Genomic DNA, 15,970 nt, shown 5'->3' on the forward strand with positions numbered 1-15,970 from the left:
CTCCCGGAGCCGCGGCCCGGACGCTCCCGTCCGCGCCGCGGCTCCCGCGCGTCCCGGTCCCGCGCCCGGTCCGGGGCCGCGCCGGGCCCGGCGTTCGCCCCCCCGTCACCCGCGCGACGCCGCCGGGGCGCCGATCCGACCCCCACCGGGCGACTCGACGCGCGAGCTTGTCCCACGGGCGGTCCCGATCGACGTACGATGGCCGCGCTTCGTCCAACCCTGGAGGACTGATGTTCCGCAACCTCGTCGACCACCCGTGGGTGCTCGTCATCCTCGTCGTGCTGCTCATCGCGCTGTTCGGCAGCAAGCGGCTGCCCGACGCGGCGCGCGGCCTCGGTCGCTCGATGCGCATCTTCAAGAGCGAGGTCAAGGAGATGAAGAACGACGGCAAGGACGCCGACGCGACCACCGCCGCGAAGACCTCCGAGCCGACGCAGGTCGAGGGCAAGATCGCCGCGGAGCGCCTCGAGCAGACCGACGCCGAGCGCCAGTCCCGCGCCTCCTGAGCCGCCGCACGGGCGTCTGAGACCATCCAGCCATGGCCGTGACCACCGTCCGTCGACGTGGGCCCAAGGACCCCGAGGGGCGCATGCCCCTCATGGACCACCTGAGGGAGCTGCGCAACCGCGTCTTCAAGGCGTCGATCGCGCTGCTCGTGGGCAGCATCGGCGGCTGGTTCCTCTGGCGCGGCTGGCACCAGGGCTGGGGCAGCTTCGAGGGCGTCTTCCAGTACCTGCAGAAGCCGCTGCTGGACTTCGCCGAGGCCAAGGGCTACGAGGACGTCGCCCTGAACTTCACCCAGGTCGGGCAGGCGTTCGACCTGGCCGTCAAGGGCGCGATCTGGTGCGGCGTCATCGCCTCCAGCCCGTTCTGGATCTACCAGCTGTGGGCGTTCATCACCCCGGGGCTGACGAAGAAGGAGCGCCGGTACGCGGTCGGCTTCATCACGGCCGCCGTCCCGCTGTTCCTGGCCGGGGTGGCCATCGCCTACCTCGTGCTGCCGAACGCGGTGCGCTTCCTCGTCGACTTCACCCCCACCGACGCGGCGAACCTCATCGGTGCCGACGTCTACCTGGCCTTCGTCATGCGGATCATCCTCGCCTTCGGGCTGGGCTTCCTCATGCCGGTGGTGCTGGTCGGCCTCAACCTGGCGCACCTGGTCTCCGGCAAGGCGATCCTCAAGCAGTGGCGCATCAGCGTCTTCCTGAGCTTCCTCTTCTCCGCGATCGTCACGCCCACCTCGGACATCACGACGATGATCCTGCTGGCCTGCCCGCTGCTCGTCCTCTTCGCCCTCGCGACGGTCATCGCCCTGCTGAACGACCGCCGGCGCTCGAAGAACTCCGACGAGCCCGACTACGGCGCGCTCAGCGACGACGAAGCCAGCGCCCTCTGACGCGCGCCGGCTGACGCGCAGGTGAGCTCCGCAGGGCGGGTCGGCCTCCTCGTGAACCCGACGGCGGGTCGCGGGGCCGGTCGGGCCGCGGGCGAGCGCGTGCTCAGCGTGCTGCGCCGCGCCGGGCTGGACGTCGTCGACGTCTCCGCCCACGACCTCGAGGGGGCCCGGCGCGCCGCCCGCGAGCAGGTGGCCGGCTTCGAGGCCCTCGTCGTCGTCGGCGGTGACGGCCTCGTGCACGCCGGCGTCGGCGCCGTGGCGGGCACCCCCACCGCCCTCGGCATCGTGGCCGCCGGCACCGGCAACGACATCGCGCGCGGGCTCCGGCTGCCGCTGGGGGACCCGGTGCGCGCCGCTCAGGACGTCGCCGACGCCGTGCTGAGCGGCAGCACCCGGGCCGTCGACGCGGTGCGCGTCAGCACCGGCGGCGCCGGCGGCTCGGGCGGCTCGGGCGGCGCGACCGGGACCACCGGCTGGTACGCCAGCATCCTCGCCTCCGGCGTCGACGCCCTCGTCAACGAGCGCGCCAACCGCTGGCGCTGGCCGCGCGGCCCGGCGCGCTACACCCTGGCCGCGCTGCGCGAGCTGGCCGTCGTGCGCGGCGTGCCGCTGCGGGTCACCCTGGACGGGGTGGGCTTCGAGCGCGAGGCGCTGCTCGTGGCGGTCGCCAACACCGGCTGCTACGGCGGCGGGATGCTCATGGCCCCGCACGCCGACCCCACCGACGGCCTGCTCGACGTCGTCGTCGTCGACCGGCTCTCCCCGCTCGCCGCGCTGCGCGTCTTCCCGACGGTGCGCCGCGGCAGGCACCTGGACCTGCCCGTGGTCTCCGTGCACCGCGCCCGCACGGTGCGGCTGGAGGCGCTGCCCGGCGGCGCGGTGCCCCGCCCCCACGCCGACGGCGAGCCGCTGGGCGAGCTGCCGGTGACCTGCGAGGCGGTGCCGGGGGCGCTGCGGGTGCTGGCGCCGCGGGCCGCCGGCTGATCGTCGCGGCGGGCCGGAGCGGCGCCGGTGGCTGCCCTGACGTACTGTCACCGCATGGCAAGCCCCGCGGAACGCTACGCGGCAGCGCGCCGTCGCACCGAGGAGTCCCGCACGGAGCTCGCGCAGTTCGCGGGCACGCTGGGCTTCGACCTCGACGGCTTCCAGCTGCAGGCGTGTCAGGCCCTGGAGGCGGGACGGGGCGTCCTCGTGGCCGCGCCGACGGGCGCCGGCAAGACGGTGGTCGGCGAGTTCGCCGCCCACCTGGCGCTGCGCACCGGCCGCAAGGCGTTCTACACCACGCCCATCAAGGCGCTGTCGAACCAGAAGTACGCCGAGCTCGTCGAGCGGCACGGCCCCGGCGCCGTCGGCCTGCTCACCGGGGACAACTCCGTCAACGGCGAGGCGCCGGTCGTCGTCATGACGACCGAGGTCCTGCGCAACATGCTCTACGCGGGCAGCTCGCTGCTGGACGGCCTCGGCTACGTGGTCATGGACGAGGTGCACTACCTCGCCGACCGCTCCCGCGGCGCCGTCTGGGAGGAGGTGATCATCCACCTGCCCCAGGACGTCCTCGTGGTGTCGCTGTCGGCCACCGTCAGCAACGCCGAGGAGTTCGGCGCCTGGCTGGGCACCGTGCGCGGCGACACCGAGGTCGTCGTCTCCGAGCACCGCCCCGTGCCGCTGTGGCAGCACCTGGCCGTCGGCACCCGCCTGTACGACCTGTTCACCGACCCCGACGGCGACCCGCTGGGCGGCGACGAGGGCTCGCTGGTGCCCGGGGCGATCGTCAACCCCGAGCTGGTGGCCATGTCGCGCCAGCAGCTGCGCACCGACCGGCTGAGCGCCGCCGGCGCGGGCAGCAGCGCGGCGGGAGCGGCGGCGTCGGCGGCGGCTCCGGCCTGTCGCCGGGGCGCCCCGCCAGCCGCGCGCAGGTCCTGGACACCCTGGACGCCGCGGGCCTGCTGCCCGCGATCACCTTCATCTTCAGCCGCGCCGGCTGCGACGCGGCCGTGCAGCAGTGCGCGGCGTGGGGGCTGCGCCTCACCACGCCCGAGGAGGGCAAGGCGATCCGCGCGATCGCCGAGGAGCGCTGCTCGGAGATCCCCTCCTCCGACCTGGCCGTCCTGGGCTACTGGGAGTGGCTGGACGGGCTGGAGCGCGGCCTGGCCGCCCACCACGCGGGGCTGCTGCCGGTCTTCAAGGAGACCGTGGAGCACCTGTTCGCCGCCGGGCTCGTCAAGGCCGTCTTCGCCACCGAGACCCTCGCGCTGGGGGTGAACATGCCCGCCCGCTCGGTCGTCCTGGAGCGGCTGGTGAAGTGGAACGGGCAGACGCACGTCGACATCACGCCGGGGGAGTACACCCAGCTGACCGGGCGCGCCGGGCGCCGCGGCATCGACGTCGAGGGCCACGCCGTCGTGCTGTGGGCGCCGGGCACCGACCCCGAGGCCGTCGCCGGGCTCGCCTCGCGGCGCACCTTCCCGCTGCGCTCCAGCTTCCGGCCGACCTACAACATGGCCGTCAACCTCGTCGAGCAGGTCGGCCGCGAGCGCGCCCGCGACATCCTGGAGACCTCGTTCGCGCAGTTCCAGGCCGACCGCGCCGTCGTCGGGCAGGCGCAGCAGATCAAGAACCAGCAGGAGGCGCTGCGCGGCTACACCGAGGCCATGACGTGCCACCTCGGCGACTTCCACGAGTACTTCGCGCTGCGCCAGGCCGTCGGCGAGCGCGAGAAGGAGCTCTCGCGCGCCGGTGCCGCCCAGCGGCGCGCCCAGGCGCAGGCCTCCGTCGAGACCCTGGCCCCCGGTGACGTCATCGCCCTGCCCGGCGGCCGGCGCGCGACCTTCGGCGTCGTGCTCGACCTCGTGCCGGGCCGGGGCTTCGACGGGCCCAGCCCCCGGGTGCTCAGCCAGGACCGCCAGGTGCGCACCATCGCCGCGGAGGACTTCACCGCGGCCGTGGAGGCGATCGCGCGGGTGCGGCTGCCCAAGCAGTTCAACTGGCGCAGCCCCCAGGAGCGCCGCGACCTGGCCTCTTCGCTGCGCAACGCGCTGGCCGAGATCGGCGGTGGCGACGTGCCGCGACGGCGCGGGGGTGCGGTGGCGGCCGCGGAGGACCCGGTGCTGGCCGACCTGCGCCAGCGGCTGCGCGCGCACCCCTGCCACGGCTGCGCCGACCGCGAGGAGCACGCCCGCTGGGCGGTGCGCGAGGAGAAGCTGCGCCGCGACACCCAGGGCCTGCAGCGCAAGATCGAGGGGCGCACCGGCACCATCGCGCGCACCTTCGACCGGGTGTGCGACCTGCTGGCCGAGCTGGGCTACCTCACCCCCGACGGCCGGGCCGTCACCGACGCCGGGCGCACGCTGCGGCGCATCAACGCCGAGACCGACCTGCTCGTCGCCCAGTGCCTGCGCCAGGGCGTGTGGACGGGGTTGTCGCCGGCCGACCTGGCCGCCGCGGTCTCCGCGCTCGTGCACGAGTCGCGCCGCGACGAGGGCGGGCGGCCCGAGCGCACCCCGCGCAAGGCGGAGGCGGCCATCGGCGCCATGCACCGGCTGTGGAGCGAGCTGACCGACCGCGAGGACGAGCACCGCGTGCCCACCACGCGCGAACCGGACCCCGGGCTGGCGTGGGCGGTGCACCGGTGGGCCTCGGGCCACCGGCTGGACGCCGTCCTGCGCGACGCCGACCTCGCCGCCGGCGACTTCGTGCGCCGCTGCAAGCAGCTGGTGGACCTGCTGGACCAGGTGGCCGTCGCCTCGCTGGACCCCGGGGTGCGCTCGGCGGCCCGCGACGCCGTCGACGTGGTGCGCCGCGGGGTCGTGGCGCACACCTCCCTCACCTGAGCCGGCGCCGCCCTGCGGGCAGCCGCGGGGGAGCGGTGGGCCGGCGGTGGGCGAGGGGCGGGTTCAGGCGAGGGCCTGCGCGCAGGCCGCGAGGACGCGCTCCACGCTGGAGGCAAGCCCCCAGCGCTGCACCAGGGCGGCCAGCGCCGCCGGGTCGGCCGGCTCGCGCGGCAGCGCGTCCTGCACGTGCGCGACCGGCGCCTCCCGGGCCGTGCGCACCACCACGGGCGCCGCGCGCAGGTAGTCGCGGGCGGCCAGCAGCTTGCCGCGCTGCCCCGGCGACAGGTCCGAGGCCGGGTCGTCGGCGGCCGCCAGCAGGGCGTCGAGGTCGCCGAAGCGGGCCAGCAGCGCGGCGGCCGTCTTCTCCCCGACGCCCGCCACCCCGGGCAGCCCGTCCGAGGGGTCCCCGCGCAGGACCGCCAGGTCGGCGTACGCCTGCCCCGTCGCCACCCCGTAGCGGGCCGCCAGCCACGCCTGGTCCACCGCCTCCGCCCTGCGCACGCCCTTGCCGCAGTACAGGACCCGCACCTGCGCGGCGTCGTCGACGAGCTGGAACATGTCCCGGTCGCCGGTGACGACGTCGACCGGCCCGTCGGCGCGGTCGGTGAGGGCGGCCAGCACGTCGTCCGCCTCGTAGCCGGGGCAGCCGACGCGGGCGAGGCCGAGGGCGGCCAGCACCTCGACGATGACGTCCACCTGCGGCAGCAGGGCGGCGGGGGCCTCCTCCCCGCCGTCGGCGGCGACCCGGTGCGCCTTGTAGGAGGGCAGCGCCCGCACCCGGAAGGCGGGCCGCCAGTCCTCGTCCCAGCAGGCCACCAGCCGGGTGGGGCGGTGGGTGGAGACGAGGAGGGCGATCGCGTCCAGGAAACCGCGGACGGCGTTGACGGGGCTGCCGTCCGGGGCGCTCACCGACTCCGGCACGCCGTGGAAGGCGCGGAAGTACAGGGAGGCGGAGTCGAGGAGCATCGTGCGACCGTCGGTGCGACCGGTGGCGGGTGGCATGCGGAGGATCCTCGCACCCGGCGGCTCCACCGGACGGACCCCGAACCTCCTCCCAACGGGTGACTACCGCGCGCGGCGGCGGAGGCATCCTGGAGGGGTGGACGCGGTCCACGCCGAACTCTCAGCTCGTCCAGGGGGGAACCGACCATGACCACCAGCCACACCGCCAGCAGCTCGCGCCCGCGGCGTCGTCGCCTCGGCGCACTGGCCGCGGGTGGCGCCGCCGTCCTCGCCCTCGGCCTCGGCGCCTGCAGCGGCGGGGACGACGCCGCCGCCCCGGCGGCCTCCACCGCGACGGCCTCGCCGGCGACCCAGCTGACCGCCTTCCAGGCCGTGCAGGCCTCGGCGCAGCAGTCCAAGGAGGCCGGCAGCGCCAAGTTCTCCCTGGCCGTGGCGGGCACCGCCGAGGGCCAGGCCGTGGAGGTCAGCGGTGACGGCGCCTTCGACGCGGCCACCGGCGCCTTCGAGATGAAGGTGGCGCTGCCCGCCCAGGCGGGCGGGATGAGCCTGACGATGCGCCTGGTCGACGGCACGGCGTACGTGTCCGGTGCGCCCCTGACCGCCGAGGGCCAGTGGCTGAAGATGCCGCTGGACGCCATGGCGGCGGGCGGTCTGGACACCTCCGCGATGGACCCGACCAAGGCGCTGGAGCAGCTGCAGGCCGTCGCCGAGGACGTGCGGGAGGTCCCGGGTCAGACCGTCCGCGGCGTCGAGGCCAAGGGCTACGCCGGCACCATCGACGTCGCCAAGGCCATGGAGCTGCTGCCGCCGGAGCAGCGCACCGCCGACGCGAGCGCCGCCGCCGAGCAGATCGGCGACATCCCGTTCACCCTGTACGTCGACGAGCAGGACCGCCCGGTGCGCATGAGCGAGCAGATCACCGTCGAGGGCGCGACGATGGACGTCACGATGGACTACTACGACTGGGGCTCCGAGGTCGACGTGGCCGCTCCGGACCCGGCCACCGTGACCGAGGCCCCGGCCTTCGACGGCACGGCCACCGGCACCGCCCCCGCCGCGGCGGCCTGACCCTCGGGTCGAGCCTGAGCCTCGCAGCGCCCGCGGTCCCGCCCTCCCGGGCGGGGCCGCGGGCGCTCGTGCGTGGGAGCTGCCTAGGCTGCCCGGGTGGCTACCCGCAGGCTCTACCGCGGTGGAGCGGTGTACAGCCCCGCCGACCCGTTCGCGACCGCGATGCTCGTGGACGGTGCGACCGTCGCGTGGATCGGCCCCGAGGAGGGCGCGGGCCCGTGGACCCGCCCCGGTGACGAGGTCGTCGAGCTGGAGGGGCGCCTGATCACCCCGGCCTTCGTCGACGCGCACGTGCACCTGACGGAGACCGGGCTGCGCGAGACCGGCCTCGACCTCAGCCTCACCTCCAGCAGCGGCGAGCTGCTGGCAGCGGTCGCCGCGGCGGCCGCCGCGCAGGCGGGCGGCCTCGTCGCCGGGTTCGGCTGGGACGAGTCCCGCTGGCCCGCCGGCGACCGGCCCCCCACCCGCGCCCAGCTGGACCGCGCCGGCGGTGGTGCCGCGGTGCTGCTCTCGCGCGTGGACGGCCACAGCGCCCTGGTCTCCACCGCCCTCGCCGCCACCGGGGGGCTGGCCGGGCTGGCCGGCTGGGACGGGGACGGCTGGGTGCGCACCGAGGCCCACCACGCGGCGCTGGAGGCCCGCTGGGCGGCCCTGGGCGCCGCCGACGCCGAGCGGGCCCACCGCGCCGCCCTGCGCGCCGCGGCCCGCGCCGGGATCGGCACCGTGCACGAGATGTCCGGGCGCTGGCTGGCGCCGCCCGGGGACCTGGCCGCCCTGCAGCGGCTGGCGGGTGCCGGCAGCGCGGTCGAGCGCGCCGACGGGCGCGAGCCGCTGCCGGAGGTCGTGGGCTACCTCGCCGAGCTGGTGCGCGACCCCGACGGCGCCCGCGCGGTGCTGGAGGAGGCCGCGGCGGCCGGGGCGCGGCCGGCCGGCCTGGGCGGGGACCTGGCCGTGGACGGCGCGCTGGGCTCGCGCACGGCCGCCCTGCGCGCCGACTACGCCGACGCGCCGGGCGAGCGCGGGCGGCTGCACCTGGACGCCGCGGCGGTGCGCGACCACCTGCACGCCTGCACCCGCGCCGGCGTCCCGGCGGCCTTCCACGCCGTCGGCGACGCGGCGCTGCACCTGGTGGCCGAGGCCCTGGACGCCGTCGCCGCCGACCTGGGGGCGAGCGCCGTGGCGGCCGCCGGGCACCGCGTGGAGCACGCCGTGGCCGCCGACGCGGAGGTGGTGGCCGTCTTCGCCCGGCTGGGGGCGGCGGTGAGCGCCCAGCCGGCCTTCGACGCGACGTGGGGCGGCGCGCAGGGGCTGTACGCGCGGCGGCTGGGCGCCGAGCGCGCCCGGGCCCTGCACCCCTTCGCCGCGTTCGCCGCCGCCGGGGTGCCGCTGGCCCTGGGCTCGGACACCCCGGTCACCCCCTTCGGGCCGTGGGAGGCGGTGCGGGCGGCGGGCTTCCCCGGCGAGCCCGAGCACGCGGTCTCGGTGCGCGCGGCGTTCCTGGCGCACACGCGCGGCGGGCACCGCCTCGCCGGCACCGGCCACCCGGGCGTGCTGCGCCCGGGCGCCCCGGCCGACTACGCCGTCTGGGACGTCGGCGACCTCGTCGTGCAGGCGCCCGACCGGCGGCTGTCCGGGTGGAGCACCGACGCGCGCTCGGGCACCCCCGGCCTGCCGGACCTGCAGCCCGGAGCGCCGCTGCCGCGGTGCCGGCGCACCGCCGTGGGCGGGGCCCTCGTGCACGACGACCTCGCGGCCTGAGCGGCCCGCCGGGGTCGTTCCGCGCACCCTCAGTGCCCGCTCCGGCACCCGCGGTGAACGGCTCCCACCGTCCCGCCAACCCCTCGACCCCCTCCCGACACGTGGGCGACACGCCGACGACACGCCGGGAGCCCGAGGTCCCCGTCCGTGCGGTGACCCCCGCGTGACCTGCCGCGTTGCACGTCGTCGCAGGTCAGGCGCCGGTTGACACCCGGCGGCGGCTGAGTAGTTTCACAGGTGCAGTCCACGACCAGCACGACCGCCCGGCACGCCGCGCCACCGCCGTCGCAGCCGCACCACCTGCGACGACGGCGGCGCGCGATGCCGGACGGTGTGGACGGGGTCGAGTCCGCGCGCCCTTAGACAACGGCGTGCGCCTCGTGGCCGACGGGGCGTGCGACGGCCCGACGGGCGGCGCGGACTCGACCTGGACCGCCGGCGGGTCCGCGAGCACCTGGACCGCTGGCGGGTCCGCGCACGACGTACCCTCGGCGGATGCACCGCGTCCGCCCGGTCGACCCGCCGCCGGCCCTGCTGCCGCTCAGCCTGCTGCTGGCCGTCCTCGGCGGCGCGGCGGCCTGGGCCGCCTTCCCCGGAGCGGTCTCGACGGCCGGCTGGTGGCCGGCCGCGATCCTCGCCGTGGCGCTGCTGTCGCTGGCCACCCACCGCGTGCGCGCGCGCCGCGGCGTCCTGGCCGGGGCGCTGTTCGGGCTGGCGTTCATGTTCCCGCACCTGTCGTGGAGCGGCACGTTCGTGGGGCTGCTGCCCTGGTCGGCCCTCACCGTGGCGTGCGCGCTCTTCTACGCCGTCCTCGGCGGCCTGCTGCCGCGCCTGCAGCGGTCCCGCTGGCGGCTGGCGCCGCTCGCGGTCGCCTGCGGCTGGACGGGCGTGGAGGCGGCCCGCGCGCGGATCCCCTTCGAGGGCTTCCCGTGGGGCAGGCTCGCCTTCTCGCAGGCCGACGCCCCGACGCTGGGGCTGGCCGCGCTGGGCGGCTCCCCCCTGGTCACCTTCGGCGTCGCCCTGGCCGGTGCGTTCGCGGCGCAGGCGGTGCTCGCGCTGCTGCGGCTGCCGGCCCCGGCCGGCGCCGCGCGCGGGGTGCCCCGGCTGCGGCCGGCGCTGCTGTCCCTGCTGGCCGCAGCGCTCGTCACCTCCTCGGGAGCGCTGGTGCCCCGCCCGACCGAGGCCGAGGACGGCACCCGCCGCGTCGCCGCCGTCCAGGGCAACACCCCCGCCGAGGGCCTGGAGTTCAACGCCGAGCGGCGCGCGGTGCTGGACAACCACGCCCGCGCGACGCTGGCGCTGGCCCGCCAGGTCGCCGAGGGCACCGCGCCGCGGCCCGACCTGGTGCTGTGGCCGGAGAACTCCAGCGACATCGACCCCTACGAGAACGCCGACGCGCGCGCCGTCATCGAGCAGGCCGCCGACGAGATCGGCGTGCCGGTGCTCGTGGGGGCCGTCCTGCAGGGTCCGGGCGAGTTCGTCTCGAACACCGGGCTGGTGGTCACGCCCGCCGACGGCATCGAGGGTGCCCGCGAGGACGACAGCCGGCACTACGTCAAGCAGCGGCCGGCGCCGTTCGCCGAGTACATGCCCCACCGCGCCTTCTTCCGCGCGATCACCGACAAGGTCGACCTGGTGCCGCGCGACTTCGTCCACGGCGACCACGTGGGGCTGCTGCGGATGGGCGGGGTGCCGGTCGGGGACGTCATCTGCTTCGAGGTCGCCTTCGACGACACCGTGCGCGACTCGGTGCGCGCCGGTGCGCAGTTCCTCGTCGTGCAGACCAACAACGCCACCTTCGGCCGCTCCGACGAAGCGGTGCAGCAGCTGGCGATGTCGCGGTTGCGGGCGGTGGAGAGCGGCCGGGCGGTCGTGCAGATCTCCACGGTGGGCGTCAGCGCGCTCATCACCCCCGACGGCGTCGCGCACGACGAGAGCGCGCTGTTCACCACCGACGTGCTGCAGGGCGAGGTGGTGCTGCGCTCCACGCAGACCGTCGCCACCCGGGTCGGCGCCCTGCCCGAGCTCGTGCTGAGCGCCCTGGGCGTCCTGCTGCTGCTGACCGCCCGCCGCGGTGAGCGCCGCCCGGGCCGCGGGCGGCGCGTCCCCCTGGCCCCGGCCAGCGACCCGGTGCCGGCGTGAGCGCGCTGCCGGGGCCGGGCGGGCCGGCCGGCGGCGCCTCCCGCCGCCGGCGGCGGCGCTGGACGACGTGGCTGCCGCTGGCGGTGCTGGCGCTGCTCGCGGTCGAGATCTGGCTGCTGGTGCAGCTGGGGCACCTCGTGGGCACGGGCTGGGTGCTGGTGCTGCTGCTGGTGGAGACGGCGGCGGGAGCGGCGGTGCTGCGCCGCGCGGGCCGCCGGGCGCTGGAGGCCTTCCGGGAGGGCGCCGCCCGGCCGTGGGGCGCACCGGCACCCGGTCAGCACCCCGGCACCGTCGGCGACGCCCTGCTCACCGGGGCCGGTGGCGTGCTGCTGGTGCTGCCGGGGCTGCTGAGCGACGTGCTGGGGCTGCTGTGCATCGTCCCGGTGACCCGGCGGCTGCTGCGCCGCGCGGTCGGGCGGCTGGTGCGCCGCCGCGTCGAGCGGGCGGTGCGCGCCGCGGGCGGCGTCGTGCCCGGTGACGTGGTGGGCGGTGACGTGGTGGACGGCGAGGTCGTCGACGGCGACGTGGTGGACGGCGGTCCGCGCGAGCTGGGTCCGGGGCGGCTGCGCTAGGTGCCGGGCAGCACGAAGGCCGGCCCCCGCGAGGGGACCGGCCTCCTGGTCCGGACTCAGGCGCTGCGCTTGATCAGCTGACGGTTGCGCAGCAGTTCGAGGCGCTCGTCGAGCAGGACCTCGAGCTCGGCGATGGTGCGCCGCTCCAGGAGCATGTCCCAGTGCGTGCGCGCCGGCTTGCCGGCCTTCCTCTCCGGGGCGTCGGTGTCGGCGCGCAGCGCCTCCGCCCCGCAACGGCACTCCCACAGCGGAGGCACTTCGGCCTCCAGCGACATGGGCACCACCACGGTGTGTCCGTTCGGGCAGTGGTACGTGACTTGCTGGCGTTCCGCCGGCTCGACACCGGACTCGCTCTCGAGGCTCGCGGCTCCGAGGCGGGATCCTCGCAGGTTGCGCTCGCTCATGTGACCCTCCCCACCGTCCCCTCGATGTGGCTGCTCCCCGGGTCGGGGAGCGGGGGGACTGAATGGTTGAACGCCGCGACGACCCCCGCTGTTCCGCCACTCCCGCGGCAGGAGTGTGAAGTTCATGTGCGCAGCGAGGTTGATCGGTTACTCAGAGTACGGGCTCAGCACCGGCGCGTGCCTGTCGAACACCGGCTTCGACGTCCACCCGCGCCAGCAGGACCGCCCCCACGACGAAGAACACCAGCAGTGCCACCAGCGCGGGACGGTAGGACCCGCTCAGCTGTGCGACGAGCCCGAACACCAGTGTCCCCAACCAACTCGTTCCGCGCTCGCCGGCTTGGTAGAGGCTGAAGTACTCCGCCTCCGCGCCCACCGGGACCAGGCGGCTGAAGAGCGAGCGCGACAGCGCCTGCGTCCCCCCGAGCACCAGCCCGATGAGCACCGCCAGCACCAGCCAGGTGCCGAAGGCGCCGCGCGGCACCGCGAAGGCCGCCAGCACCACGACGATCCACAGCAGCAGCCCCGCCAGCACGGTGCGCTGCGCGCCGAAGCGCCCCGCGGCGCGGCCGAAGGCGAGCGCCCCGGCGAACGCGACGGCCTGCACGACGAGCACCGTCGTCAGCAGCTGGGCCGAGGAGAAGCCCAGCTGCTCCTGCCCGTAGATGCTGGCCGCGGCCACCACCGTCTGGATGCCGTCGTTGAAGACCAGGTAGGCCAGCAGGAAGCGCAGCACCTGCGGGTGCCGGCGCAGCCCGCGCAGCGTCTGCACGAGCTGGCGCACCGGCGCCGTCAGCGACCCCCGCCGCCCCGGTGCCAGCGCCGGCGGCTCGCGCGGCGGCAGCCGGCGCAGCCCCAGGACCGGCACCACGGTGAACAGCCCCCACCACAACCCGGCGGAGGCCAGCGACAGGCGCACCGCCCACTCGTCGGTCAGCCCCAGCGATCCCGGGGAGGAGACGACGGCCAGGTTGGCCGCCAGCAGCAGGAAGCCGCCGAGGTAGCCGGCCGCCCAGCCGCGCGAGGAGGCGGTGTCGCGCTCGTCCGGTGGTGCCACGTCGCACAGCAGGGCGTCGTTGACCACCGCCGACCAGACCAGGCCGGTGGTGGCGACCAGCGCCAGCAGCACCCCCAGCCACCAGCGGTCCCCGCCCAGGGCGACCATGGCGGTGGCCGCGGTGGCGCCGGTCCAGGCGAAGGCCGCCAGCAGCCGGTGCCGGTGGCGGCTGCGGTCGGCCAGCGCCCCCACGAAGGGCAGCAGCAGCGCGGAGAGCACCGTGGCCAGCGTGATCGTGTAGAGCGCGAGCGAGCCCGGCGCCACGGGCAGGCCCAGCACCGACAGCGGCCGGGTGCAGCCCTCGGGGGCCTCCGGGCACGCGGCGCGCCGGGCCAGCACCGTCAGGTAGGGCGCGAACAGCACCGTCTGCGTCGTCGTCACGTACGCCGAGTTCGCCCAGTCGTAGACGTACCAGCTGCGCCGGGCCCGCCGCAGGGTGCGGGCGTCCGGCGCCCGGCTCACGCGGTCCACTGACCGCGGGCCACCAGCACGTCCTTGAGCACGTCGGCGCGGTCGGTGATGATGCCGTCCACGCCCAGGTCCAGCAGCGCGCCGATCTGCACCGGCTCGTCCACCGTCCACACGTGCACCTGCGCCCCCGCGCGGTGCACCGCCTCGACGAAGCCGGCGGAGACCACCCGCAGCCCGTCCCGGCGCACGGGCACCTGCACGGCGTCGACGCCGCCGAGCGCGGCGCGCACCAGCCGGTCCGCGCGCACGCTCGCGGCGGCCAGGCCCAGCGCGGTGCGCAGGGAGCCCGCCGACGTCGCCTCGTCGCCCCCGGCGGCCGCCAGCGCCGCCCGCCGCCGCGGTTCCGCGAACGCCGTGACGAGCACCCGGCCGTGGGCCCGGGTGCGGCGCAGCACCTGCGGCAGCGCGGGCAGCGCGGCCACCGTCTTGACGTCGAGGTTGAAGCGGGCGTGCGGGAAGGTCCCCAGGACCTCCTCCAGCGTCGGCACCGGCTCGCGGCCGGCGATGCGCGCCGTGCGCACCGAGGACCACGGCAGCTGCTCCAGCACGCCGCTCGCGTCGGTGGCGCGGTCGAGGCGCTCGTCGTGGAAGGCGACCGGCACGCCGTCGGCGCTGGCGCGCACGTCGGTCTCCAGGTAGGTGTAGCCCAGCTCGACGGCGGCGGCGAAGGCCGCCAGCGAGTTCTCCAGCCCCTCGCGGGAGAAGCCCCGGTGCGCCATGGCCAGCGGCCCGTCCCACGCGCAGAACGCGTGCCGGGCCGGTGGCCGCCGCACGGCCGCCGACAGGCTCATCAGCCGGTGAACTCCCAGTGCCAGGGCTCGAACTGACCACCGCGGTTCTGCGCCCAGGCCGGGTTGATCCACCCGTACAGCGCGCCGTTGCGGTCCATCCACTGGTGCTGGGCGGAGTCCGCGTTCTGGATGCCGCCGCCGAGGTCGACGGCGATGCCCAGGCCGTGCCGGCTGGTGCCCGGCTTGGCCGCCAGCCCGGGCTTGCGGGCCTTGACGTCGATCTGCTCGGCCAGGGTGCGGTAGGAGTCGGTGATCGAGATCGGGCTGCCGAACTCGGCCGCGTAGGCCTGGCTGAGGGCCTGGAAGGCGTTGGCGGCGTCCGCGCGCAGCACGTGGTTGGGCGCGCCCCACAGCGGGCACAGCGCGCTGCGCGGGATGAGGCCGTTGGCGTAGCCGGCCGTCACCGCGCCGGTGCAGTCGCCGACCGCGCCGACGTAGCCGGACACCGTGGCCCCGCTGGCGGCGGCGGCAGCGGCGGCCGCCGCCGCGGCGGCCGCTGCGGCGTCCGCCGCGGCCTTGGCCTTGACCAGGTTCTCCGCGCGCTGGGCGTCCGAGAGCGCGCTGCCCATGGCCTGCGCCTGCAGCGAGGCCAGCGCGGCCACCTGCGTGCGCTGCTGGGCCACCAGTGCGTCGGACTGCTGCTTGGCCGCGACCGCGATGTCCGCCTGCTTGCGCGCCTCCGCGGCGGCCGCGGCGGCCTTGGTGGTGGCGTCGGCCTGGACCCGCTGCGCCTCCTCGTAGGCCTCGACGGCGCTGGTGCGCCCGTCGCCGATGCGCTTGACCGAGGCCAGCGCGCTGGTGGTGTCGTCGGTGGGGCCGCCCTGCAGGACGGTGACCAGGCCGGAGTACTCCTGCAGCGAGCCGCCGCCGCGGTAGGCCTGCGAGGCCCACTGGCCGAGGTCCTTCTTGCCCTCGGCCAGGGTGGCCTCGGCCTGCGCCAGCCGCTCGCGCTGGGCGGCCTCCTCCTGCTCGGCGGCCCACTTGGCCTCCATGGCCTGCTGGTAGGTCTCCAGCGCGGCGCCCGCCTGGGCGGCCAGGGCGTCGAGGGTGGCCTGCGCGGCCTCGTAGTCGGTCTTGGCCTGCGCGGCCCGGGCCTGCGACTCCTGCGCCTGCCGCTGCGCGCGCTCCAGCTCCTCCGGGGAGGGGGCGGTGCCCGCCGCGACCACGGGGGTCAGCGCGACGCCGGCCGAGGTGCCCACCGGCACGGCGACCGCCGAGGCCGGGGCGACGACGCCCAGGGCCAGGCAACCGGTGCCGGCGGCCGCCGTCACCAGCAGCAGCGCGGAGCGCAGTCGGGAGGTCCGTCGGGGGGAGCGGGCCGTGGCAGGCAGCACGTCGGGTACGTCCAGTGCGGTCGGGGGCGCGAGCCCGGGGCGGCGTCGTCTGGTGCGTCGTCGGCAGGTGGTGTGGAGGACCCGTGGGGGCCCGCCGCAGCGGACACTACCTCTCTGGACCTCGGCACCACGAGCACCACCGCGGAGGTGTGGACGACAGATGTGATGCAGATCACCTCACGCA

At 76.5% G+C, this 15,970-nt stretch carries 12 protein-coding genes and 1 pseudogene; 8 read left to right on the top strand and 5 right to left on the bottom strand.

The features are described 5' to 3' along the window. Window positions 1-230 precede the first annotated feature (230 nt). The 4 genes and pseudogenes from tatA (at window position 231) to GTQ99_RS27445 (ending at window position 5,226) form a co-directional block, all read left to right on the top strand. A complete protein-coding gene (gene tatA / locus GTQ99_RS02960) occupies window positions 231-506 on the top strand; it encodes a Sec-independent protein translocase subunit TatA (RefSeq protein WP_166614251.1) in 276 nt (91 codons plus the stop codon). A gap of 32 nt (window positions 507-538) precedes the next feature. After that, window positions 539-1,396, top strand: coding sequence for a twin-arginine translocase subunit TatC (gene tatC / locus GTQ99_RS02965; RefSeq protein ID WP_166614252.1), 858 nt, complete (start codon window positions 539-541; stop codon window positions 1,394-1,396). Window positions 1,397-1,417: 21 nt separating this feature from the next. Beyond that, window positions 1,418-2,380: a diacylglycerol kinase family protein gene (locus GTQ99_RS26565; protein ID WP_166614253.1), complete on the top strand. Its 963-nt coding sequence runs from the start codon at window positions 1,418-1,420 to the stop codon at window positions 2,378-2,380. 54 nt (window positions 2,381-2,434) lie between these two features. Continuing rightward, window positions 2,435-5,226, top strand: a pseudogene (locus tag GTQ99_RS27445) (DEAD/DEAH box helicase). A gap of 63 nt (window positions 5,227-5,289) precedes the next feature. Here the strand turns inward: GTQ99_RS27445 and GTQ99_RS02980 are convergent. After that, window positions 5,290-6,228, bottom strand: coding sequence for a 5'-3' exonuclease (locus tag GTQ99_RS02980; RefSeq protein ID WP_240896658.1), 939 nt, complete (start codon window positions 6,226-6,228; stop codon window positions 5,290-5,292). 147 nt (window positions 6,229-6,375) lie between these two features. Between GTQ99_RS02980 and GTQ99_RS02985 the strand changes: the two genes are divergently transcribed. The 4 genes from GTQ99_RS02985 (at window position 6,376) to GTQ99_RS03000 (ending at window position 11,729) form a co-directional block, all read left to right on the top strand. Next, on the top strand, window positions 6,376-7,257 hold the full coding sequence (locus GTQ99_RS02985; RefSeq protein WP_166614254.1) for an SCO4651 family lipoprotein: 882 nt from the start codon (window positions 6,376-6,378) through the stop codon (window positions 7,255-7,257). 162 nt (window positions 7,258-7,419) lie between these two features. Beyond that, window positions 7,420-9,015: an amidohydrolase gene (locus tag GTQ99_RS02990; RefSeq protein WP_166614274.1), complete on the top strand. Its 1,596-nt coding sequence runs from the start codon at window positions 7,420-7,422 to the stop codon at window positions 9,013-9,015. Between the two features lie 495 nt (window positions 9,016-9,510). Further along, the gene (gene lnt / locus GTQ99_RS02995; protein WP_166614255.1) at window positions 9,511-11,157 is read left to right on the top strand and encodes an apolipoprotein N-acyltransferase; all 1,647 of its coding nucleotides are present in this window, start codon (window positions 9,511-9,513) and stop codon (window positions 11,155-11,157) included. Continuing rightward, window positions 11,154-11,729 (top strand): FxsA family protein, encoded by a 576-nt coding sequence (locus GTQ99_RS03000; RefSeq protein ID WP_166614256.1) that lies wholly within the window; start codon window positions 11,154-11,156, stop codon window positions 11,727-11,729. The genes lnt and GTQ99_RS03000 overlap by 4 nt, the downstream gene beginning before the upstream one ends. 56 nt (window positions 11,730-11,785) lie before the next feature. Here GTQ99_RS03000 and GTQ99_RS03005 read toward each other — a convergent pair whose 3' ends face one another. From GTQ99_RS03005 to GTQ99_RS03020, 4 genes are all read right to left on the bottom strand, one after another. Next, complete coding sequence (locus GTQ99_RS03005) at window positions 11,786-12,133, bottom strand: RNA polymerase-binding protein RbpA (RefSeq protein ID WP_166614257.1); 348 nt, start codon at window positions 12,131-12,133, stop codon at window positions 11,786-11,788. A 151-nt stretch (window positions 12,134-12,284) separates the two neighbouring features. Continuing rightward, complete coding sequence (locus GTQ99_RS03010; protein WP_166614258.1) at window positions 12,285-13,652, bottom strand: MFS transporter; 1,368 nt, start codon at window positions 13,650-13,652, stop codon at window positions 12,285-12,287. Continuing rightward, window positions 13,649-14,452 carry a glycerophosphodiester phosphodiesterase family protein gene (locus GTQ99_RS03015; RefSeq protein WP_166614259.1) on the bottom strand — a complete coding sequence of 268 codons (804 nt, stop codon included), beginning with the start codon at window positions 14,450-14,452 and terminating at the stop codon, window positions 13,649-13,651. Before GTQ99_RS03015 ends, GTQ99_RS03010 begins: the two co-directional genes overlap by 4 nt. Further along, entirely contained in the window at window positions 14,452-15,786 is a 1,335-nt protein-coding gene (locus GTQ99_RS03020; protein ID WP_166614260.1) for a D-alanyl-D-alanine carboxypeptidase family protein, read from the bottom strand. The genes GTQ99_RS03015 and GTQ99_RS03020 overlap by 1 nt, the downstream gene beginning before the upstream one ends. Between the last annotated feature and the right edge of the window lie 184 nt (window positions 15,787-15,970).

The sequence above is a fragment of the Kineococcus vitellinus genome, assembly GCF_009906315.1.
Lineage (GTDB): Bacteria > Actinomycetota > Actinomycetes > Actinomycetales > Kineococcaceae > Kineococcus > Kineococcus vitellinus.

What these genes read in the sequence shown, in the direction of transcription:
- tatA (WP_166614251.1), top strand. Translation starts at nt 231, where the DNA reads ATGTTCCGCAACCTCGTCGACCACCCGTGGGTGCTCGTCATCCTCGTC.
- GTQ99_RS02990 (WP_166614274.1), top strand. Translation starts at nt 7,420, where the DNA reads ATGCTCGTGGACGGTGCGACCGTCGCGTGGATCGGCCCCGAGGAGGGC.
- GTQ99_RS02985 (WP_166614254.1), top strand. Translation starts at nt 6,376, where the DNA reads ATGACCACCAGCCACACCGCCAGCAGCTCGCGCCCGCGGCGTCGTCGC.
- GTQ99_RS02980 (WP_240896658.1), bottom strand. Translation starts at nt 6,228, where the DNA reads ATGCCACCCGCCACCGGTCGCACCGACGGTCGCACGATGCTCCTCGAC.
- GTQ99_RS03005 (WP_166614257.1), bottom strand. Translation starts at nt 12,133, where the DNA reads ATGAGCGAGCGCAACCTGCGAGGATCCCGCCTCGGAGCCGCGAGCCTC.
- lnt (WP_166614255.1), top strand. Translation starts at nt 9,511, where the DNA reads ATGCACCGCGTCCGCCCGGTCGACCCGCCGCCGGCCCTGCTGCCGCTC.
- GTQ99_RS03015 (WP_166614259.1), bottom strand. Translation starts at nt 14,452, where the DNA reads ATGAGCCTGTCGGCGGCCGTGCGGCGGCCACCGGCCCGGCACGCGTTC.
- tatC (WP_166614252.1), top strand. Translation starts at nt 539, where the DNA reads ATGGCCGTGACCACCGTCCGTCGACGTGGGCCCAAGGACCCCGAGGGG.